The 19,384-nt window shown below is 69.5% G+C and carries 20 protein-coding genes and 1 tRNA gene; 9 read left to right on the plus strand and 12 right to left on the minus strand.

Annotated features, from left to right (window positions below; translation table 11 throughout):
- Positions 1–226 precede the first annotated feature (226 nt).
- The 3 genes from ACFW2G_RS19445 to ACFW2G_RS19455 all read right to left on the minus strand — a co-directional run bounded on the left by ACFW2G_RS19445 (position 227) and on the right by ACFW2G_RS19455 (position 3,525).
- On the minus strand, positions 227–1,021 hold the full coding sequence (locus ACFW2G_RS19445; RefSeq protein ID WP_384452527.1) for a hypothetical protein: 795 nt from the start codon (positions 1,019–1,021) through the stop codon (positions 227–229).
- Positions 1,018–1,581: a hypothetical protein gene (locus ACFW2G_RS19450; RefSeq protein ID WP_384452524.1), complete on the minus strand. Its 564-nt coding sequence runs from the start codon at positions 1,579–1,581 to the stop codon at positions 1,018–1,020. The genes ACFW2G_RS19445 and ACFW2G_RS19450 overlap by 4 nt, the downstream gene beginning before the upstream one ends.
- A gap of 372 nt (positions 1,582–1,953) precedes the next feature.
- Entirely contained in the window at positions 1,954–3,525 is a 1,572-nt protein-coding gene (locus ACFW2G_RS19455; RefSeq protein ID WP_384452521.1) for a carboxylesterase/lipase family protein, read from the minus strand.
- Positions 3,526–3,622: 97 nt separating this feature from the next.
- Here ACFW2G_RS19455 and ACFW2G_RS19460 point away from each other — a divergent pair, with 97 nt between their 5' ends.
- From ACFW2G_RS19460 to ACFW2G_RS19470, 3 genes are all read left to right on the plus strand, one after another.
- The gene (locus ACFW2G_RS19460; RefSeq protein ID WP_384452518.1) at positions 3,623–4,195 is read left to right on the plus strand and encodes a TetR/AcrR family transcriptional regulator; all 573 of its coding nucleotides are present in this window, start codon (positions 3,623–3,625) and stop codon (positions 4,193–4,195) included.
- 1,556 nt (positions 4,196–5,751) lie between these two features.
- Entirely contained in the window at positions 5,752–6,288 is a 537-nt protein-coding gene (locus tag ACFW2G_RS19465) for a hypothetical protein (protein ID WP_384583137.1), read from the plus strand.
- A 645-nt stretch (positions 6,289–6,933) separates the two neighbouring features.
- Positions 6,934–7,221 carry a hypothetical protein gene (locus tag ACFW2G_RS19470; RefSeq protein WP_384452512.1) on the plus strand — a complete coding sequence of 96 codons (288 nt, stop codon included), beginning with the start codon at positions 6,934–6,936 and terminating at the stop codon, positions 7,219–7,221.
- Between the two features lie 76 nt (positions 7,222–7,297).
- Here ACFW2G_RS19470 and ACFW2G_RS19475 read toward each other — a convergent pair whose 3' ends face one another.
- Complete coding sequence (locus tag ACFW2G_RS19475; protein ID WP_384452509.1) at positions 7,298–7,960, minus strand: maleylpyruvate isomerase family mycothiol-dependent enzyme; 663 nt, start codon at positions 7,958–7,960, stop codon at positions 7,298–7,300.
- Positions 7,961–8,031: 71 nt separating this feature from the next.
- Between ACFW2G_RS19475 and ACFW2G_RS19480 the strand changes: the two genes are divergently transcribed.
- The gene (locus tag ACFW2G_RS19480) at positions 8,032–8,946 is read left to right on the plus strand and encodes a LysR family transcriptional regulator (RefSeq protein WP_384452506.1); all 915 of its coding nucleotides are present in this window, start codon (positions 8,032–8,034) and stop codon (positions 8,944–8,946) included.
- A 281-nt stretch (positions 8,947–9,227) separates the two neighbouring features.
- On the opposite strand, the gene ACFW2G_RS19485 is transcribed toward ACFW2G_RS19480, so the two are convergent.
- Complete coding sequence (locus ACFW2G_RS19485; protein WP_384583140.1) at positions 9,228–10,412, minus strand: PP2C family protein-serine/threonine phosphatase; 1,185 nt, start codon at positions 10,410–10,412, stop codon at positions 9,228–9,230.
- Positions 10,413–10,614: 202 nt separating this feature from the next.
- Positions 10,615–10,941, minus strand: coding sequence for a DUF5994 family protein (locus tag ACFW2G_RS19490; protein WP_384583143.1), 327 nt, complete (start codon positions 10,939–10,941; stop codon positions 10,615–10,617).
- A 292-nt stretch (positions 10,942–11,233) separates the two neighbouring features.
- Here ACFW2G_RS19490 and ACFW2G_RS19495 point away from each other — a divergent pair, with 292 nt between their 5' ends.
- Positions 11,234–11,716, plus strand: a complete 483-nt coding sequence (locus ACFW2G_RS19495) for a DUF5994 family protein (RefSeq protein ID WP_384583146.1) — start codon at positions 11,234–11,236, stop codon at positions 11,714–11,716.
- Here ACFW2G_RS19495 and ACFW2G_RS19500 read toward each other — a convergent pair.
- On the minus strand, positions 11,661–11,999 hold the full coding sequence (locus tag ACFW2G_RS19500) for a MerR family transcriptional regulator (protein ID WP_384452494.1): 339 nt from the start codon (positions 11,997–11,999) through the stop codon (positions 11,661–11,663). The two genes, ACFW2G_RS19495 and ACFW2G_RS19500, sit on opposite strands and share 56 nt — an antisense overlap.
- Before the next feature lie 993 nt (positions 12,000–12,992).
- Between ACFW2G_RS19500 and ACFW2G_RS19505 the strand changes: the two genes are divergently transcribed.
- Complete coding sequence (locus ACFW2G_RS19505) at positions 12,993–13,352, plus strand: hypothetical protein (RefSeq protein WP_384583149.1); 360 nt, start codon at positions 12,993–12,995, stop codon at positions 13,350–13,352.
- Between the two features lie 111 nt (positions 13,353–13,463).
- On the opposite strand, the gene ACFW2G_RS19510 is transcribed toward ACFW2G_RS19505, so the two are convergent.
- From ACFW2G_RS19510 to ACFW2G_RS19530, 5 genes are all read right to left on the minus strand, one after another.
- Entirely contained in the window at positions 13,464–13,775 is a 312-nt protein-coding gene (locus tag ACFW2G_RS19510; protein WP_384583152.1) for an SCO5918 family protein, read from the minus strand.
- 51 nt (positions 13,776–13,826) lie between these two features.
- Positions 13,827–14,231: a CBS domain-containing protein gene (locus ACFW2G_RS19515; protein WP_384583155.1), complete on the minus strand. Its 405-nt coding sequence runs from the start codon at positions 14,229–14,231 to the stop codon at positions 13,827–13,829.
- Positions 14,232–14,277: 46 nt separating this feature from the next.
- A complete protein-coding gene (locus tag ACFW2G_RS19520; RefSeq protein WP_384583158.1) occupies positions 14,278–15,792 on the minus strand; it encodes a DEAD/DEAH box helicase in 1,515 nt (504 codons plus the stop codon).
- A gap of 310 nt (positions 15,793–16,102) precedes the next feature.
- Complete coding sequence (locus ACFW2G_RS19525) at positions 16,103–16,306, minus strand: cold-shock protein (protein ID WP_384452480.1); 204 nt, start codon at positions 16,304–16,306, stop codon at positions 16,103–16,105.
- 1,392 nt (positions 16,307–17,698) lie between these two features.
- A tRNA-Gly gene (locus ACFW2G_RS19530) sits at positions 17,699–17,769 on the minus strand.
- 178 nt (positions 17,770–17,947) lie between these two features.
- On the opposite strand from ACFW2G_RS19530, the gene ACFW2G_RS19535 reads away from it, so the two are divergent.
- The 3 genes from ACFW2G_RS19535 (at position 17,948) to ACFW2G_RS19545 (ending at position 19,332) form a co-directional block, all read left to right on the plus strand.
- Complete coding sequence (locus tag ACFW2G_RS19535) at positions 17,948–18,160, plus strand: hypothetical protein (protein ID WP_078556323.1); 213 nt, start codon at positions 17,948–17,950, stop codon at positions 18,158–18,160.
- 87 nt (positions 18,161–18,247) lie between these two features.
- Positions 18,248–18,835 (plus strand): dCTP deaminase, encoded by a 588-nt coding sequence (gene dcd / locus ACFW2G_RS19540; protein WP_030956554.1) that lies wholly within the window; start codon positions 18,248–18,250, stop codon positions 18,833–18,835.
- A complete protein-coding gene (locus ACFW2G_RS19545) occupies positions 18,832–19,332 on the plus strand; it encodes a phosphoribosyltransferase (RefSeq protein ID WP_031155112.1) in 501 nt (166 codons plus the stop codon). The genes dcd and ACFW2G_RS19545 overlap by 4 nt, the downstream gene beginning before the upstream one ends.
- Positions 19,333–19,384 lie beyond the last annotated feature (52 nt).

Below are 19,384 nucleotides of genomic sequence, written 5' to 3' on the forward strand. Positions count from 1 at the left end.
GCGGCCTGCTGGTGGGGCTGATCGCGACCGCCCTCGGGGGTCGCGCTCTGGCGAGCTCGCGGTCGACCGGCTGAGTGCACCGGACCAGGCGCCCCCTGCTCCGCGGTCGCGTGGCGCCGGCGAAGTGGGTGGTGGCCGGGTCGCTGGCGAGAACGGGGCCGCCGTATCGTGAGGAAGGGTCTCGTCCCGGTAGCGTCGGGACGAGACCCTTCCGGGTCGGACGATCTCAGGCGTCGCGCCGTTGGAATGCCGTCACCGCTGCCGCTGTCTTCGCCGCGATCAAGGCGAGGAACACCATTCCGCCCACGAACGGGCCCAGTTGGGCGCTGCTGTCCAGCAGGGTGGTGCTGGTGTCCGCGGCGCTGGTCATGGCGCCGCCCGCGGTGAAGGGCAGGAATGCGCCGGCACGTTCCAGCACCGGTTGGCCGGAGTTCGTCAGAACCGCGCGGAGCATCGGCTCCACCACGAAGGGGACGGCCAACAGGGTGAGCAGGGCCGCCGTCTGGGAACGGATGAGCGCGCCCAGCGCGACGCCCGCCAGGCCCCAGCCCACGATCAGCAGCACCTGGCCGACATGGACGCGCACCAGGAGCGCTGCGGAGACCCCGTCCATGGAGTCGCCCGCCAGCAGTGGCACGGCTACGGCCCACGCCGCGGCAAGGTTGGCCAGAGCCAGCAGCCCGCTGAAGGCGGCGATCGACGCGGCTTTGGCGCCGAAGGCCACCGTGCGGCGCGGAGTCAGGGCGAGCGTTGTGCGGATCGTGCCGTACCGGTACTCGTGGCCCATGGCGAAGACCCCGAGCGTTCCGGCGATCACCGGTGTCAGCGGAGACTTCGTCAGCATGATCACGAGGAGCTCGGAGACCGGTACCGGATGCCCTTGATCCGCTGACATGTCCTTGATCAGGCTGCCGAAGGCCAGGGCCAGCAGGGCGGTGACGACCAGCGTGGCGGCGGCCGTCCACCAGGTGCTGCGCAGGGTCCTCAGCCGCCACCACTCGTAAGCGAGAGCTGTCGTCATGCCGTCACCATGTCCCCGACGACCTGCCCGGCGTCGTAGTCGGTCTGTTCTGCCGAGGCGCGCAGATACGCGGCCTCCAGCGTGGAGGTACGGGCGATCAGCTCGTACACGAGGATGCGGTGATCCAGAGCGATCTCGGCGATGCGGCGCTGGGACAGCCCGCGTACGACGACGAGTTCGGCCTCCCGCTCCAGCACCGTGCCGCCCGCCTCCGCCATGGCCCGGGCCAGCCCGTCCGCGTCGGCGGTGCGCGTGAGGACGGCATCGAGCTCGAAGGAGTGGATGAACTCGGTCAGCGGCAGGTCGGCGATGAGCCGCCCCCGGCCGATGAGGGGCGCGTAGAGGACGATGGAGCCCAGCGCTTCCTGGAATCCCACGGCATGGGCCGCCGATCCGAAGGTGGCACCGATGTACGCCGCCATCAGACCGAGGGCCACGACGGTGGACCCCGCTGTCAGCACTCCGGAGAACATCAGCATCGCGGCTCCCACATTGCGGAGCACGATGGGCCCGAACGAGTCGGCGAAGGCGGTGTCGGCCGCCTGGCCGTCGGTGCTCACCCAGGCGTCGCCTCCGCCCGCCGGGTCCATGCTGGTGTAGCCCAGAACGATTCCGGTGCATATTCCCAGATGGGAAGAGTTCAGGCCGGTTGCGTTGGGGATTACGACCGGTAATGCGTGCCGGACGTGAGCACGGTTCGCGCGGAGGGGAGGGCGGCTGTGCGGGCCGCCGGAGTGCGCGCCGTACGCCGTCGTCGGCCGTGACCGGAATGCGGTTGCATCCCTCGATCACGCGCCAAGGCTGCCCGGGCCCGGGCCCGGAGCGGTCAGGCGCGCAAGGCCACGGGGCGAGCCGGGGCCATGGGACGGTGGCCGCCGGACCGCCTGCCGGCACCCGTCCCGACCGGCACGTTGTGGCACGAGCCATCGACGTCAGTCGAGGTTCTTCCAGAACGTGTAGTCGTGGTCCTTCGTGAACTCCGCGCGCTTCCAGGGCCCCGAGGCCAGCGCCTGGACGTAGCCGCAGGAGCGGAAGCCCGGCCAGTCCGTCTTCCCGGAAGCGGCGAACGTCACCCAGGTGTTTGTCATTCGCCTGCCGAGGGCCTGCTGCTTCTTCGTCAGCTCCTCGAACAGGGGGATGGTGAAGTCGAAGAGGTAGGGCAGTTCGGCCATGTGCTGGGCGCGCGGCTCGAAGCTGAGGGGCTCGATGCCCGCCCACCGCGGGGTGTCGCGCTCGCTGAACTCGAACATGTGGGTCGGCGTCCACCGGGACAGCAGCTTGGCGGTGTCCAGCGTCGGTACGGACCAGCCGTGGTCGGTCCGTACGGTCGCCAGGGCCTCGCCGGCCGAGCCGAAACGGCTCAGCGGGTACCGGGCCAGGACCGCGTCCGCCCGAGCGCCGAACTCCGCACGGATCGCGGGTTCGTAGCCGTCGGCCGGCAGGGGCCCGTCCCGCAGCTCCTGGCCGAGGATCCTGCCGCGCTCCTCGTCGTGGTTGACCCCGAGGAGCACGGGGACGCGGTTGAACCTCCCGGTGCGCAGCGCCTCGGCGGGGGCGAGCGGCATCAACTCCGTTCCCGCTATGGGACGCGGCTCGTTCCAGGTCCCGTACGCCTTCATGAGCGTGGCCGCATCCGTGCGGCGCAGGCACGCCTCCGCGTCCTCCTCCTTCCCGCACGCCCCCGACGTCCGGAGGTTCGCGAGGGTGGCCTTCGCCTCGTCCTCGGCCTCCTGCCGGGTGCGGGAGCCGCCCGTGGCGCAGGGTGCGCTCTGGATGACGGCGCGGTCGAAGAGCCCGGCCGACTTCGGCGAAGCAAGGTGGCCGCAGACGCTGTAGCCGCCGCCGGACTCGCCCATGACCGTCACATGGGCGGGGTCGCCGCCGAAGGCGCCCGCGTTCGCACGGACCCACCGCAGTGCGGCCTGCTGGTCCTCCAGGCCGAGACCGCCGGAGGTCTTCAGTACCGGGTCGGACAGGAAGCCCATCACACCGAGCCGGTAGTTGACCGAGACCACGACCGCGCCCTCGGCGGCCAGCCGCGCGGGGCCGTAGATGTCGCCGCTGCCGAACATCAGGCTGCCGCCGTGGATCCACACGATCACCGGCTGCTTGCCGGTCCGCTGGGTCGGCGTGGTGACGTTCAGGTACAGGCAGTCCTCGTTCTCGCCGGGTTTCCCTATGGGCAGCCCCTGCGGCTGCGGACAGGGAGGGCCCGGCGCGGTCGCCGCGCGGACTCCGGTCCAGGGCGCGGCGGGCCGCGGCGAGGCCCAGCGGAGCTCGCCCACCGGCGGGGCGGCGTAGGGGATTCCCTGGAAGCTGCGCACGCCCTCGGAGTCGGCGGTGCCGCGCACGGCGCCTCCGGTGGTTTCGACGACCGTGCCGCCGGCGCGGCCCGCCGCCTCCCCTGACGCGGCGGCCGGTCCGGCGCCGACCCCGAGGCTCAGGCCCAGGCTGAGCGTCAGGGCGGCGGCGAACCCCTTGGAAACGTTCTTGACGTGTCTCATGCTCCGAACGCTACGACAGAATCAAACGAGCGTGCAATACGTTTGTATAACTCGATCGTATGAGACGTGCGTGCCATCTCCCCGCTAGGCTCCGGGCGTGGGAAACCGTGAAGCGCTGCTGATCAGCGCCAAGGCATGCCTGCGGGAGAAGGGGTACGACCGCACCTCCGTGCGTGACATCGCCACCGCCGCCGGCGTGAGCACGGCCGCCGTCGGCTACCACTACGGCTCCCGGGAAGCGCTGCTCAACCAGGCCCTGTTCGAGATCCTCGACGAGTGGGGTGACGCGATGGGCCGGGCCCTGGTGCCCGATGGAGACGGCTCCGCCCGGGCCCACTTCGAGCGCATCTGGGAGAGCCTGATCGAGGACTTCGGCGCGCACCCCGACCTCTGGCTGGCCTCGGTGGAGCTCTTCATGCAGGCCCAGCGGCAGCCCGCTTTGAAGGCGGCGCTGGCCGAGGGCACCGCTCAGGGACGGCGCGGCATGGCGGCCATCCTCGACGGCGTCCCCGAGGAGGAGGTACAGGAAGCCTCCGTCCGTACCCTCGGCGCAGTCCAGTTGGCGCTCGTCTCCGGTGTGATGTTCCAGTGCCTCAGCGACCCCACCACCGCCCCCACCGCCGCCGAGGTGCTTGACGGGATCGCGGCGCTGGCCGTCGTCGCGCGCTGATTCCTCGACGCCCGCCAGGCCGTGAACACCTGCCCCGAGGCTTCGACCCGGGGCATCGCAGGGGAGCGGACGACGAGAACCGAACCCGCGCTACAAGCTTGGGAATCACCCGGTATTCGGGCGGGCGCGCACCGTCTGACCTGAGAGCGGTCATCGGCGGCCTCGCGGCGGTCGACTCGCCGAAGCCTCTGACGACTGCTGTTCACCGTTCCTGCTGGCACGTTGCGGCACGGCTCCGGTCAGGGCTCAGCGGAGGCGTGACCCCCTTCCGGGCACCGTGCGGCCGTGTGGGCGGCTGTGCCGAGGTTGATGGCGCCGTACAGCGGACTCCGGAGTTGAGGGCGGCCCTCACCAGGCGGCAGAGGGCCGCATCAGGGGCCGAGCCGTCTGCCTACGTGCGCCGATGCTGCCGGAACCCGGCCATGTGTTCCCCGGTGTGGGGTGGCATGCTCGGTCCTGCGCCGAGGCGAGGTCGCGGACGAGCAAGTCGGGCTTGTCTGCTCCTTCGCCGACTCGCGCGGCACTCATGCCGGCTGCGGCTTCCCTGCTGGAGGCGCCGGGCCCCTTCCTGAGAGCTGGGCAAGGCGACAAGGTGCTCCCCCGTGGCATGCGGTTCGGAGCCAGGCGTAACCAGGGAGGGGAGTATGGACTGGCTGTGGGACGCGTTCGGCGATGTCGCTCTGTTGCTCTTCGGGCCGCTGGTGGCGTGGACCGCCTGGGAGTGGCGGCGTCACCCCGATCGGGCTCCCGCGTGGATGGCTCGTGGCCCGCGGTGGGCCGTGCGCTCCCGGGTGGCGGGCTTGGTGCTCCTGGGGATCGGCATGGGGAGCAGTGGTGTGTACGGCCTGACGGGACTGCCGGAGCCCTGGGCGGTCGGCTTCTGCCGTGCCGCCGGCCCCGTGCTCTACCTCGTCGTCTTCTGGCGGCTTCCCCATGGAGCACGACCGCGTGGTGACAGGCGGTGGCCGGTTTCCGGCCGGCTCGAAGGGACGACGGAGGGGGGGCCGGGACGATGACGGGTCGCCGAAGGGGCACGTGGCGTGAGGCGGGCTGGGTGCGCGCGGGGTGCTGGGCGGTGTGTGGCCTGGGCGGGGTACTGCTGTCCTGCGTCGATGAACCGTTCTCGCCGGTCGCCTTCGCGGTGATGACGGTTCTGGCGCACTGGTTCTGGCGGCGTCGCGACCTGCGGCCGGTGACGGACCGAGGCATGGCGGATCCGCTCGCCACCGGGCAGGGGGCTTCGGCGGCCGTCCCCGTCCTCACGGTGATCGCACAGGCACGAGCGGTTCGGGCGCGGAGGTCGCATGCCTGACGGTTCACCGCGTCTCGCTCTGCCGGCGGCTGAGGGTTCCGTACGTCGGCGTACGGTCTGGCATCGCGCATGGGGTGCGTGCGCAGCTCTTTGGGGTCTCGCGATGACCCTGCTGTCGGGGGCGGTTCTCCTGGGCGTGGTACCGGAGCTGATCGACGACGAACGGGCCCATGCCGCTGCGTCTCCGTGTCCCGCAGCCGCAGGCGCGGCCGACGACTGTCTCCGTGAGGTGACGGCGACGGTCGTGAGCACCGTGATCAAGGACGAGATCAAGTACGACGAGTTCTCGGTACGCCTCAGGGGCCCGCGCGAGGTCTCGGGCGACGTCGACATGGGTGCGCCCGGCCCCTTGCTCAAGGACCTGCGGCCTGGTGATGTCGTGACCGTCACGCTGTGGCAGGACTACGTGGTCGCGGTGGCCAAGGACGGCCGGCTCCAGGAGACGGCCGACAGCCCGGTGGGTGAGCCGCAGCTCGCGACCGCGGTGGGTACGGTCCTGCTGACGGCCGGCGTGTTCACCGCCTACGCCGGAGGGCGGGTGCTCACCAGGGCCCGCCGCTACGGAGAACGCGGGCTGCCCCGGCTCCTCGTGGTCCATGGCAAGGCGGCGTTCGGCGCGATGCTGTGCGCTGCGCCTGCCCTGGTCGTGGGGGACCTCACCAGCGTCCCGCTTCAGATGGTCGCCTGGCTCGTTCCGCTGCCCGCGGTCTGGTGGTTCGTGCGCCGACGTGAGCTTCGGGGCCGGGGCCGCCACGCCGCCCCGGCACTCCAGGACCGGTGAGCTCGCCGTCGAGACGGTGCCCCTGATGGCGGGCGGGGGAGCCGGGCCGGGTGGCGCATGTGACCCACTGGGTCGCCGGGCCGCTTGTAGTCCGATCGATCCTGGCCGCCTTCGTCGCCCGGCGGCGAGACCGTATCGCGTAGGAGAAGCAGCGCCACTCGGTGCCACAGGGCCGCGCACTGCGCCACCGAGGCGAGAACTGGAATGCCGTCACCACGGCTTCAACACGCACGTGGCATGCATCCGAGATGCCCGAACAACGACGAAGCCCCAGGCCGTTGACCTGGGGCTTCGTAAGAAGAGCGGATGATGGGAAGCGAACCCGCGCCGTAAGCTTGGGAATCACCCGGCATTTGGCCTTGTGCATGGCATCTGAGCTGCGGAAACGTCAACTGATGGACCTGGTCCGGCTGTCTCGGTGAACCCCTTGTTGACCGCTGTTCACCGCCTCTACTGGCACGTTGTGGCACGGCCGCCGACTTCACGCGCTTCCTGCCGGGCGAGAAGAGGTCCTTGGTGTCGGGCGGCCGTGCCTCACAGATCAGCGGTCGCCCCGTCGTCTTCAGGAGACGTCGTCCCTCGGCTCGGGTGCATTTCCAGAGGGTCTCATAGCGTCAGGTCAAGGTGACGGTTTATGCTCGGGGTGTGCGAGCGACGAGCGACCCCCTGACCGTAGACGAGAAGACCGAGCTGGACGAGGCCCTCAAGGCCGTCCGGCGGGCCGAGCAGGCCCTGGCGCGGGCGCAGGCTCACCTCAACCACACGGCGGGTCGCATCGGCTCCGCTGACCGCTACGGGCAGAAGGCGGCGGTTGGTCGCCGCGTCGGCTGGTCCCGCCAGCACGTCACCGCCCTCGCCAATGCCTACCGGGCGGGCGCACTGGATCAAGAGGAGACGGGTGCTTGTGTGGCTTGGTCCGGTCGACGGCTCTGAGTGGTCGAGGCGGGGCGGTGCCAGGCCTGTGGTGCGTCACAGGCAGGAGGACGGGCGACGGTCAGGCGTGCCGCCGTCACGCTTCCGCAGCAAGGAAGCGGACGCCCAGTTCGCCGCGGAGGTGCCCTGCGGGGAGCCGTCGGCCGTATGCGACCAGGAGGAGATCCTGTGCGGCGCCGTACAGAGGCGTTCCGGTGCCGAAGGACCAGTCGAGGTCGTCGGCGCGGAGTTCGATGCCGGCCAGGTCGGCTCCGAAGAACTTGAGGGTCCTGGGGCTGACGCCCTCCAGGAGGATGCGCACGCGATCCTCGGGAACCCGGCGGCCGAGGCCCAGCGCGACCGTGACGTCCAGGCCGTGGATCACGTCGTGGCCCAAGGCCCCTTCGATCCCGCCGACCGGCGGCCTCCAAGGGTGGTCCGCGTTGTCAGCGAGCAATGCGGCGAGCTCACGCGTCGAATGGGCAGCCGCGTCCTGGTGGGCGCAACGGTCGGTCATCCGATGGAGGTTGCCTCGCGACCTGATCAGTTCCCACGCCATCCTGGGGATGGAGTATCGGAACCCCATCGTCATGTGGGCCGCGACTTCCCGTACCCGCCACCCTCCGCACAGGGTCGGCGCGTCCCACTGCGCGGCCGGCAGACCATCCAGCATGGCGGCCAGCTCGCGGCGTTCGGCAGCGATCGCGGCTCTGATGTCCGCGGCTGGTCTGCGGTGAGTCGTGCGAGTCGTGTTCCCCATGGCCTCAAGGCTCTCGGCAGGCCCGCCATAAGTCCAAGAGTTTGAATGTCTCGCAACTAGCATGATCAGTTATGGACATCCGGCAGTTGCGGTACTTTGTCACGGTCGCGGAGGAAGCCAACTTCACCCGCGCCGCCGCCCGTCTGCACCTGGCTCAGCCGGGGGTGAGTGCCCAAGTCCGCCAGCTCGAAAAGGAACTCGGGCACCCGCTGCTCGACCGCTCCGGCCGGTCGGTGACCCTGACGGAAGTGGGCGAGGCCGTACTGCCGTACGCGCGGGCCGCGCTCACCGCCGTCGAAGCGGTTCGGCAGACCGCGGACGAGTTCACCGGGTTGCTGCGCGGGCACGTCAACCTCGGTCTCGTCTCGGGCGCGGCAGCGGCGGCCCACGAGTTCGGCCTGGCGGCCGTCCTGGCCGGATTCCACGAGGACCACCCCCAGGTGGAGATCGCCCTGACCGAGGACACCTCGGAGCGGATGCTCACCGCACTGCACCGAGGGGAACTCGACATCGCCGTGATCGGACTCGCGGACGAGGAGCCCCCGCCAGGCATCTCCATCCAAGTCCTGGTCGACGAACCCCTGGTCGCAGCCGTCACCCCGGACGACCCCGCCCTCATGCCCCCGGACCGCACGAGCATTCCGTTGACCGAGCTCCGCGATCGCCCGCTGATCAGCCTGCCGCGTGGCACAGGTATCCGTGGAGTGCTCGACCGCGCGTGCGTGCAGGCGGGGTTCCGGCCCCGCATTGCCTTCGAGGCGGCCGCTCCGCCGTTCCTTGCACAGCTCGCCGCCCGCGGTCTCGGCGTGGCGGTGCTTCCGGCCCTCCCCGCCGGTGCGGCGTCGGCCCTCGGGCTGCGGACGCTGGAGATCACCGAGCCGCGGCTACGCGGCCGGGTCGCCGTGGCCTGGCGGACGGACGGCCCCTCCAGCCCCGCCGCCACCGTCTTCCTGGACCTGCTGCGTACGGGTCTGGGCCCAACCTGATGCACGGTGAGGGCCGCTATGGCACGCGAAGGGCAGCTCGGACGCCGGAAGGTCTGGACAACAAACAAGCCCCAGGCCGTTGACCTGGGGCTTTGTCGTGGAGCGGATGACGGGAATCGAACCCGCGCTATAAGCTTGGGAATCACCCGGCGCTTGATCGGCCCGATAGCCCCTGACCTGCGGAAATGCCTCTGGGGTCCAGGGCTCGCGGCCGCCTTTTCGTGTCTGCTGTCGACCGCCGTTCACCGCTGCTACTGGCACGTTGTGGCACGGGGCCTCTGTCAGCCCCGCCATTCGAACAGGACGAGCGTGGCGTCGTCCGAGGTGGTTTCGCCGCGCGCCCGTTTGAGGGTGTGGGACAGCTCCCGGGCCACGGTGCGGATCCCGTGGTCGGCCTCTTCCAGCCGGTTCACCCAGTCGATCAGCTGTTCCTCGCCGAACTGCTCCTGCCCATTGGCGTGTTCCTCGATGAGGCCGTCGGTGAAGCAGAGGACGCGGTCGCCCGGCTCCAGTGTCACCGCGCTGACCTGGGGCTGGTCCCCGCCGAAGCCGACGGGGAGGGTCGTGGGGCTCTCCAGGCGGCGTACGACGCGGTGTGCGCGGACCAGCATGGGCGCGGGGTGTCCCGCGTTGACCCACTGGAGGCGGCCGGTGTCCGTGTCCAGTCGCATCATCTGGGCGGTCACGAAGTGGTCCGGGTCGAACTGCTCGGCGATGGCGCGGTCCATGAAGAGGTAGATCTCGGACAGCTCGATGCTGATCCGGCGGGCGTGGCGGTACGCGCCGATGGCCACCGTGGCCATGGTGGCCGCGTCCAGGCCGTGCCCCATGGCGTCGATCATGGCGAGGTGCAGGACGTCGCCGTTGAGGGCGTAGTCGAAGCTGTCACCTGCCACGGCGTAGGCGGGCTCCAGGACCCCTGCGACCGCGACGCGAGGCATCACCATCGACAGCGGGGGCAGCAGGGACCACTGGATCTCCGCGGCCACGCTCATCGGTTCGCTGCGACGGGTCCGGAAGAAGAGGTCGGTGTAGCCGTTCTTGGTCTGCATCATGTCGGCCGTGAGGCCCGCGATCCGGCGCAGGATGCGGTGCTCGTCGCGGCCGGTCCCGTCCAGGGTGACGGAGAGGACCCCCACCTGGTCGCCACCGTCCAGCAGGGGCAGGTGGACCCGAACGCCGCCGGGCGCCGGCACTTCCACGGGGCGCGACTCCAGGAAGCACCGGCCGGCATCCGACCCGTCGATGGGCTGCGGACCCCCGGTCCCCGCTGCCGTACCGGGCAGGGGGACCAGGTTCTGCTGCCCGTAGTCCTGGAGCATGATCTGGGCATCGCGGCCGCCCAGCCGTGCCAGCGGTGCGACCAGGTGCGGTGGCAGCTCGTGCGCCCGGTCCAGGAGCAGCCCGAGCACTCCCTCCCCGAAGCTTTCGGAGCGGTCCGGGGCCCCGCGAGCTCCGACGGCCATCCTGGTGCCTCCAACCGGGCCGGGCGCGGGGTTCGGCCGCATGGGCGGTGTGGCCTACAGGATCCCCTTGGGCGGCCGGGCACGCCACACGACCGGCTCCCGCAGGGCGGGGCCGACGGCGCGCTCGGCATCCAGGACGAGGTGAGGACTCGTGCCGGCGTCCCCGCCCCCGGCTGCACGTCCTTCACGCAGGGGAGGCGCTTCAGCCGTGTTCTTCCTCCGCGGCCTCCATGTGCTTGTCGGGGTCCTGTTCGGTGAACCAGCCGATGTGGAGCGTCCGTCCGGCCGTGTGAACGGCGTGCGGGACGACGGGCCAGCGGGCGGGGTTCACGGTGACGCGGGTGATGCGCCCCCAGGCCTCGTCGAGGGCGGCCGCGAGCGGCGGAAGCTCGACGGTCAGATCACGGGAGTAGGGCCACCAGGCGCCGTCCAGTTTGCCTGCGAGGGTGGTCTTCGGGGTGAGGGACAAGCGTGCCGGGAACTCTGTGGCGAGGTCGCGGGGAGCGGTCCGTTCGAGGATGCTGGTCATGGGGTGGACCTGCCCCCGGACTGCCCGTCGACAGCCCGGTTTGTAGCGATCGCCGGAAACGACACCCGCATGAAAGCCGGTGTGCGAAGTGCTTCCGGTACTTCCACTGCACGCGCGTTCGGTGGTATATGACCCATTTGACCAGGTATTTTCCGGCGGAGGTGCGGTGGAGAGCGGCGGCACGGGTCGCGGGGGTACCGTGAAACGACGGCAAGCTCGCGTACGTCGAGACCCGGAGACCGGTCCCGACCTGCTACGGAGCGCGGCCGCACCCCGTAGACGGGCGGACCCCATGGCTGAATCCGACATCCCCCACACGCCACCGCTGCTGCTGCCGGATGCGATCCACCGGGCGGTCAAACCCGGCACGGCCCTGCTGCGGCTGGAGACCACACGGTCCCGGGAGGGCCTCCTGGACGGCGCGTGGTGGCCCCACACCCGCGATATCGAGACCGAGCTGCCCGCGCTGATCGGCGTGTTGACCGGGCACCTCGGGCCGATCACCCGCGTGGGAGTGGACGCATCCGCCTGGAACGCTCTCCCACCCCGGCTGATCATCGACGACCAGGTCGTGCACCTCGACTCCGACCCCGTCGGCGACGACACCGTTCTCATCACCCGCGGCCGCAACGACCACTTCGCCCTGCTGGTCGTTCCCCCGGAGCCCTTCCGGGCCCATCTGCCGTTTGCTCCCGCCGATCCCGACGGGCGCACTCGGGTCAGGCCGAGGGCGGCGGCGCGGATGATTCGGCGGCGCGGCGGTACTCGGCGTTGATGCGCTGTGCCTCCTCGAGCTGGTCCTCGAGGATGATGATGCGGCAGGCGGCATCGATGGGGGTGCCCTGGTCGACGAGTTCCCGGGCGCGGGCGGCGATGCGCAGCTGGTAGCGGGAGTAGCGGCGGTGGCCGCCCTCGGAGCGGAGCGGGGTGATGAGGCGGGCTTCGCCGATGGCGCGGAGGAAGCCCTGGGTGGTGCCGAGCATGTCGGCCGCCCGGCCCATCGTGTAGGCGGGGTAATCGTCGTCGTCGAGACGGCCGAACGAGTCGTCTGCTGTCATTGAACCTCTCTCATGGAACGCGTGGAGGGGCCCTGGTGCCGTACGGCACCAGGGCCCCGAAGGAACTACTACACCATCTGTCGGCCCTGATACTGCGCCGACCCTGTGTTTCCGCCGACCCGACCGAGACGCTGCCGGGAGTGCGGGGATCGCGGTTGCTTGACCGGAGACCACCTCGCTATCGATGTCCTGCGGTACCCGGGCGCAAGGCTTCCGCCCGGGCGATCCCGATGGTGCTCGGCTCCTCCGTTCTTCCCTCGGCGATCAACTGCTTACTGCTGGTACTGCTCTACTTCGTACTGCTCAGTGGCCTGACCCAGCGCCACTCTTCGGCAGCCAGCCCCGTTGCCCATCCTGCGTCTGCTCTGGCTTAGAACCCCACTGCCGAACTTCCCGGTGCGTGCGCCCGCAGCCGACGCCTTCACCGAGGCGCTGTTCACTTACTGCACTGCTGGGTACTTCGAACTGCACTTACAGGTACTGCCACCGCATTAACTGCGGGTACTGCTCACGGCGGCCCCTGATCACTGAGGGCCACCCGGTCCGGTCGTCAGTCCCGTCGCCATCTTGCAACAACCCTGGCTTCGGAACTCCACCACCGCACCGTCCTGCGCACTGCAACTGCGGGTACTGCTGCCCGGCAGTTCGTCTCTGCCAGGCCCTGCTGTCTCTCTGGGCTACGAGAGAAACCATAACCACGCCACAGCCCAATGTCTACTCCGGCCATCATAGATTTTCGCATCCGTCGAGGAGAGCTAGACCTCTGCGGTGGGACCAGATGTGCAGAGGATCCCGCACAGCAGGTCAGGGGCTCGGACGCCCTGTCCTGTACGGCCGCCGTACCGGTGGATTCGGCTGGCCCATGGGCACCGCAGCGCCCGAGCAACCGGTGTCACCCGTCGGCCCTCCGGCGGGAAGACGGTGAGTGCTCCTCTCGACCGGTAGTCCTCGCCGTCGAGGGAACGGGACGACCGGTGCATAAACTCGGCTCCCATGTCGAAGCCTGACGAGCTGCTCGTTGACATTGCCACGATGGTGGAGTCCGGGCAGAGCAATCAGATGTCCCTGACCGTGGTCGCCGGTGGCGCTGTCATCACCGGTCGGCTGGCACCCGAAGCCGTGTGGAGGCAGCGGGTGTCGGAGGTCCTGGCGGATTCCGCCCGCCTGGGCGAGTTCGCCGCCGTCTTCACCGCCACGACACCCCGCGAGGGGCCGCCCACCCATCTGCACTTCCATGTGGCCCGCATCCTTCAGGGCACGGTGGGGATCCCGGAGACGGGTGGGATGTATCGCGTCTCGATCGCGGATGTCAGCGCCTGGACCATGGGCGACTTCAGCTATTCCGACCACTGACCGACATCGCGTAGGAAATCCCTGGGTACGCGGGAGGGCCCGACCGGCGCGTGCCGGTCGGGCCCTCCTCGCTGTGTTCGGGTGTCGGCTTGCGCCGGTCCTGTCCGTCCGTTAGACGGTCACCGGGATGCCGAGCATCGCGGATGCCTGCTGGAGCGGGGTGAGGACGCGCGTGGGCACGGCGGCCCGGGGGAGGCCGCGGCAGGTGAACCCGAGCTGGTTCATGGCCCGGAGGACTTCACCGGCACTGAAGTCACGCCGGTCCTGCCGAGTGATGACCTGGCCGACCTGCTTGACGGGGTAGGCACGGCGCCCGATGATCACGGATTCGCCGACGACCGGCTCGGGCTTGATGCCCTTCATCGACTCCAGGACACCGCTCTTGGTCAGGTCGAACGGGAAACGGGCGATGACGCAGCGCATGTTGCCTCACAGGAAGAGGAAAGGGGGACGGTCGTGCCGTGGTGAGGCGGTTCAGCGGGCAAGGGCGAGGACGCCCAGAGCGCTGCCCTGCTCGTCGACGACCGGCAGGGCATCGAGCCGGCGATAGCGCATCGCGTGCTCGGCCTCGGCCATCGTGGTCAAGGGCGAGGTGACCGGCCCGTGGTCTCCCAGGAGGTCGCGGAGACGGACCTGGTCCGTGTACGCCGCGCTGTCGCGGACGGCGGCGAGCCTGGCCTGGGTGACCAGCCCGGTGCACAGGCCGTCCTCGTCGCAGACGAGCAGATGATCCGCGCGGGCACTGGCCATGACGGCCAGGGCGACCTCGACCGTCATGTCGTCGCAGGCCTGTGGACCGGCCGCCTCCATCGCGGTGTCCACTGTCCGGTGGACAGGGTTGGCGTTCGTCGAGCGGGGCTGCATCTGGACCAGCGTCAAAACGTGCCTCCTGCAGAGATGGGTCAGTTTCCTGATCACGTGGTTCTCAGGCCGCCGCATCGAAGGCGGACTGCCGCACGCTCACGCGCCGGACCGTCGAGTCGGGCCGTCGCCTGCCGCGGGAGGCCGTGCTGCGCTTGGCGCGTTCGGCGACGGGTGCGGTGATGACGACGGGGATGCCGGAGGGTGTCTGGGCGCCGGTGATGCGGTTCAGGGCGTCTTCGCCGGAGCGGACCTGGGTGGTCTGCGGTGTGATGCCGGCGGCCTGCATGAGGCGGGTCATGTCGCGGCGCTGGTTGGGGGTGACGAGCGTGACGACGCTGCCGGACTCGCCGGCGCGGGCGGTGCGGCCGCCGCGGTGGAGGTAGTCCTTGTGGTCGGTGGGCGGGTCGACGTTGACGACGAGGTCGAGGTTGTCGACGTGGATGCCGCGCGCCGCCACGTTCGTCGCGACCAGTACGGTCACGTGTCCGGTCTTGAACTGGGCGAGGGTGCGGGTGCGCTGGGGCTGCGACTTCCCGCCGTGCAGGGCGGCGGCCCGGACACCGCAGTTCAGCAGGTCCTGGGTCAGCCGGTCGACGGCGTGCTTGGTGTCCAGGAACATCATCACCCGGCCCTCGCGCGCCGCGATCTCCGTCGTCGTCCGGTGTTTGTCGGCGCCGTGGACGTGCAGCACGTGGTGCTCCATCGTCGTCACCGCACCGGCCGAGGGGTCTACCGAGTGGACGACAGGGTCGGTGAGGTAGCGGCGGACCAACAGGTCGACGTTGCGGTCGAGGGTGGCGGAGAACAGCATCCGCTGACCTTCGGGGCGCACCTGGTCGAGCAGGGCGGTGACCTGGGGCATGAAGCCCATGTCGGCCATCTGGTCGGCTTCGTCGAGGACGGTGATCGCGACCTGGTTCAGCCGGCATTCGCCGCGGTCGATGAGGTCCTTCAATCGGCCGGGCGTCGCCACGACGACCTCCGTGCCTCCGCGCAGCGCGCCGGCCTGCTTGCCGATCGACATGCCGCCGACGACGGTGGTCAGGCGCAGTTTCGCGGCGCGGGCGTACGGGGTGAGGGCGTCGGTCACCTGTTGGGCCAGCTCGCGGGTGGGGACGAGGACGAGGGCGAGGGGCTGGCGGGGCTCGGCGCGCTGCCCGGCGGTGCGGGCCAGCAGGGCGAGGCCGAAGGCGAGGGTCTTGCCGGAGCCGGTACGGCCGCGGCCGAGGACGTCGCGGCCTGCGAGGGTGTTGGGCAGGGTGGCTCCCTGGATCGGGAAGGGCAAGGTCATGCCCTGCGCGCCGAGAGCGGCCAACAGCTCGGCCGGCATGGCGAGGTCGGCGAAGGCCTCGACGGCGGGCAGCGCCGGAGTGATCGTCTTCGGCAGGGCGAACTCGCCTTGGATTGCGGCGGGTCGGCGGCCGTAGCCGCCGGAGCGGCTCGGACCTCCGGAACGGCTCGGGGCCGACGAGCCGGAGCGGTTCCCCCGCTCCGAACCGGTGGTAGCGCCGAAAGCGGGGCCACCGGTGCGGCTACGGGTACGAGAGGAACGGTCATTCGTACGAGTGCGGTTCATTCAGAACCTTCCTTGATACGGCACGTATCAAGGAATTCCCGCAGCGGAAGCGCAGCACAGGGAATCACAAGAACGGGCCGAATGGAATGCGAAAGCGACTCTGGCCTACAGAGATTCTGCACGGTCGCAGGCGCTGAGATGGGGAGGCGTCATGTGGACGCGAAACCGAGAAAAATCGAGGGGGTGAATCGCCGAGCGGGCTTTAACCCTGGATACCTCGTCACGCAGGTGAACCCACTGAGGGAGATGCGTGCAGCTGGGGCCCGCACCCCGAGGGATGCGGGCCCCAGCTACGAAATGCGCGTCAGCGTCAGGCGGGAACGATGTTCTCGGCCGTCGGGCCCTTCTGGCCCTGCGCGATGTCGAAGGTGACCTTCTGGCCTTCCACCAGCTCGCGGAAGCCGGAGGAGGCGATGTTCGAGAAGTGGGCGAAGACGTCGTCGCCGCCACCGTCCTGCTCGATGAAGCCGAAACCCTTGGCCGCATTGAACCACTTCACGGTGCCAGATGCCATGTCATATCTCCTTTGGGGCAGTACACCAGCATCCGCACCATACGGACACCGTGTCGCCGCGATGATGCCCCGCCGGAAAATGACCGGAAATATGAAGCACTCGAATGTGGCGCGGAGGCCGACTGGAGCGCTTGAAGTTTTTGGGTACCAAAACTGCAACCGAGACCGACAGTAGCATGCTGCAGCGGTTCGTGTGCGTTAAATGTCTCCATCGTGTGCGGTGCGGAAGAACTCTCCCTGCTGGGTCCATTAAACTCTCTGACCGCGGGGATAGATATTGATTCCCCCCGAGTGCAGCGTTTCGGGAGCAGGAGCGTCCGCCAGCTGCGACGTGCAGTCCAGGGGGCGTGAGCCTACGGGGTGTGTCAGCAGCGCCCTCCCTAAAGATCAGCAGCTCGCAGGTGCTCCATGGCGGCCTCGGGGGCGTCCACGGCAAGGCGGCGCGGCCGGCCTCGCTATCGCTACACGTCTGTTCCGCCGCGCCTGACCCCTCACGGCGGTCGTTCGCGAAGCCGCTCCCGCAGGTGGAGGAGAACCTCGGCGTCGGCGATGCCGACCAAGGCTGCCAAAAGGATCCGGATACGAACGTCATCGCCATGGTGCACAGCCCGCACGATGGCCTCGACGGTGGCGGCCGCTTCTGCGGGAAGGCATGGTGGGCCGGCCGTGGCCCACACATGAACGGAAGGACCAGCCGTGTCCGGACGCTCTGCCGGAGTATCCCGCTCGGGGTCACTGCCTTCATCCACCGGCACCCGTGGGAATCTTCTGACGAGATGGTCAGCTCAACGGTGATCTCACTGGCACGGCTGGACCAGGCCGCCCCCGAGTCCCGGTGCGCCGCTCGCTTCGAGACTTGCATCAGTGGGGACCGGTGTGTGGAGCCTGTCCCGCTGAGAGGCGTGGCACTCTCGTCGCGAGCACCGTTGGCGGGGAAGGTGGCGTAGGTGATGGCTGAGCTGAAGTTCGAAACCGTCGCGTGCCCGCACTGCGCGGCCTGCCCGGCCACTGGGCAGGCTCGTACCGTCGCCGCCGACCGGTGCCGGGTGACGGTGACATGGCACCTCCCTTCCTGCCCGCACTACGCCGCCGATCGCGTGTTGGCGGGAAGGGAGGACTAGGCGGACCCGTCGAGGGTCTGAGTCAACCCCTCCGACCAACCGCCCCTTTTGGAAAGCGAATTCACGCGACGGAGACAGCGGTGTGACGCAGGTCATCGAGGACGTGTCTCGCGACGCGAGATCGGCGGGGGCTCGTGTGGTGCAAGTGGTGCGCGAAGGGCCCTCCGGCCAGGGAGTTCCTGCGAGTTGGGGCACGCGGAGGGCACGGCGAGGGGTGAGAGGTCTAGACAATGACGAAGGCCCAGGTCTGTGACCTGGGCCTTCGTTCAAGAGCGGATGACGGGAATCGAACCCGCGCTATAAGCTTGGGAAGCTCATGTTCTACCATTAAACTACATCCGCACAGTGGACCAGTTGCCTGGATCACTACCGTTTCACACTCTACCTCATGATCGACCCCCGGTGTATCCGCCGCGGGGTCGTTGTCGTCTGTGGTGTACACGGGGGCGTGTGGGGGCGGGAGTTGGGGCGTACCGTGTGGTGCGGAGCGGCGGCTGGAGCGGGTGCCGATCATCCCCTAATGTGGCGATTCGTCGCAGTATGGCTCGTTGGGGAAAGGGACTCGATGGAGCACACCGTCGTCCGTTGTGCCGAAGGGCACGTTTTCAGTACCGCCTCCTTCCCGCTGCAGCACCTCGGTGCCGGCCGGATCGGGCCCGGGCGGCTGCTGCGGTGTCCGCGGTGCGCACGCCTGCGCCAGGCCGTCCCCGTCGGCGGTGCGCCCAAGCGCTGAGCGCCGGGCGGGGTGAGTCGTACGGCCGGGCGCGCGGGCGGTCCCTCTCGATTGGGGCGGCCCGCGCGCTCTGCGTATCCTCGGGGCGTGCTTCTCTCTGACAAAGACATCCGGGCCGAGATCGACAGCGGACGGGTTCGCATCGACCCGTTCGACGAGGCGATGGTGCAGCCCTCCAGCATCGATGTGCGTCTCGACCGGTACTTCCGGGTGTTCGAGAATCACCGCTACGCCCACATCGACCCCGCGGTCGAACAGCCGGATCTGACCCGGATGGTCGAGCCCGAGGGGGACGAGGCGTTCATCCTGCACCCCGGTGAGTTCGTCCTCGCGTCGACCTACGAGGTCATCACGCTGCCCGACGACATCGCCTCCCGGCTGGAGGGGAAGTCCAGCCTCGGTCGCCTGGGACTGGTGACGCACTCGACCGCGGGGTTCATCGACCCCGGCTTCTCGGGGCACGTGACCCTCGAACTGTCGAACCTGGCCACGCTGCCGATCAAGCTCTGGCCCGGCATGAAGATCGGGCAGCTGTGCATGTTCCGGCTCAGCTCGCCCGCGGAGTTCCCGTACGGCAGCGAACGGTACGGCTCCCGGTACCAGGGGCAGCGCGGGCCGACCGCCTCGCGCTCCTTCCAGAACTTCCACCGCACCCAGGTGAGGCACGAGGCATGAGCAACGCAGTACGCGAGAACCTGACCTACGAGGGCTTCGGCGCCGCCGTGCGCGAGCTGGCGCAGACCATCGCCGACGACGGCTACGAGCCGGACATCATCCTCAGCATCGCCCGCGGCGGTGTGTTCGTCGCTGGCGGCCTGGCCTACGCCCTGGACTGCAAGAACATCCACCTGGTGAACGTGGAGTTCTACACCGGCGTCGGCACCACGCTGGAGATGCCGGTCATGCTGGCCCCCGTGCCCGAGGCGATCGACTTCACCGACAAGAAGGTCCTCATCGCCGACGACGTCGCCGACACCGGCAAGACGCTGAAGCTGGTGCACGACTTTTGCCTCGGCCACGTCGCCGAGGTGCGCTCCGCGGTCATCTACGAGAAGTCCCACTCCCTCGTGAAGTGCGAGTACGTGTGGAAGAAGACCGACGAGTGGATCAACTTCCCGTGGTCGGTCGAGCCGCCCGTCGTCAAGCGCGAGGGCCAGGTCCTCGACGCCTGATCGCGTCTTGTCCCACCGCGTGCGAGAGGGGCCCCGGCCGACGGCCGGGGCC

The sequence above is a fragment of the Streptomyces sp. NPDC058880 genome (genome assembly GCF_042742535.1).
In the GTDB taxonomy this organism is placed as follows: domain Bacteria; phylum Actinomycetota; class Actinomycetes; order Streptomycetales; family Streptomycetaceae; genus Streptomyces.

Excerpts from the sequence above, each read along its gene's own strand:
- ACFW2G_RS19545 (WP_031155112.1), top strand. The coding sequence starts at position 18,832 with ATGAGCAACGCAGTACGCGAGAACCTGACCTACGAGGGCTTCGGCGCC.
- ACFW2G_RS19475 (WP_384452509.1), bottom strand. The coding sequence starts at position 7,960 with ATGGGGAACACGACTCGCACGACTCACCGCAGACCAGCCGCGGACATC.
- ACFW2G_RS19490 (WP_384583143.1), bottom strand. The coding sequence starts at position 10,941 with ATGACCAGCATCCTCGAACGGACCGCTCCCCGCGACCTCGCCACAGAG.
- ACFW2G_RS19445 (WP_384452527.1), bottom strand. The coding sequence starts at position 1,021 with ATGACGACAGCTCTCGCTTACGAGTGGTGGCGGCTGAGGACCCTGCGC.
- ACFW2G_RS19500 (WP_384452494.1), bottom strand. The coding sequence starts at position 11,999 with ATGACAGCAGACGACTCGTTCGGCCGTCTCGACGACGACGATTACCCC.
- ACFW2G_RS19520 (WP_384583158.1), bottom strand. The coding sequence starts at position 15,792 with ATGAACCGCACTCGTACGAATGACCGTTCCTCTCGTACCCGTAGCCGC.
- ACFW2G_RS19455 (WP_384452521.1), bottom strand. The coding sequence starts at position 3,525 with ATGAGACACGTCAAGAACGTTTCCAAGGGGTTCGCCGCCGCCCTGACG.
- ACFW2G_RS19480 (WP_384452506.1), top strand. The coding sequence starts at position 8,032 with ATGGACATCCGGCAGTTGCGGTACTTTGTCACGGTCGCGGAGGAAGCC.
- ACFW2G_RS19510 (WP_384583152.1), bottom strand. The coding sequence starts at position 13,775 with ATGCGCTGCGTCATCGCCCGTTTCCCGTTCGACCTGACCAAGAGCGGT.
- ACFW2G_RS19485 (WP_384583140.1), bottom strand. The coding sequence starts at position 10,412 with ATGGCCGTCGGAGCTCGCGGGGCCCCGGACCGCTCCGAAAGCTTCGGG.
- ACFW2G_RS19535 (WP_078556323.1), top strand. The coding sequence starts at position 17,948 with ATGTGGCGATTCGTCGCAGTATGGCTCGTTGGGGAAAGGGACTCGATG.
- ACFW2G_RS19525 (WP_384452480.1), bottom strand. The coding sequence starts at position 16,306 with ATGGCATCTGGCACCGTGAAGTGGTTCAATGCGGCCAAGGGTTTCGGC.
- ACFW2G_RS19495 (WP_384583146.1), top strand. The coding sequence starts at position 11,234 with ATGGCTGAATCCGACATCCCCCACACGCCACCGCTGCTGCTGCCGGAT.
- ACFW2G_RS19505 (WP_384583149.1), top strand. The coding sequence starts at position 12,993 with ATGTCGAAGCCTGACGAGCTGCTCGTTGACATTGCCACGATGGTGGAG.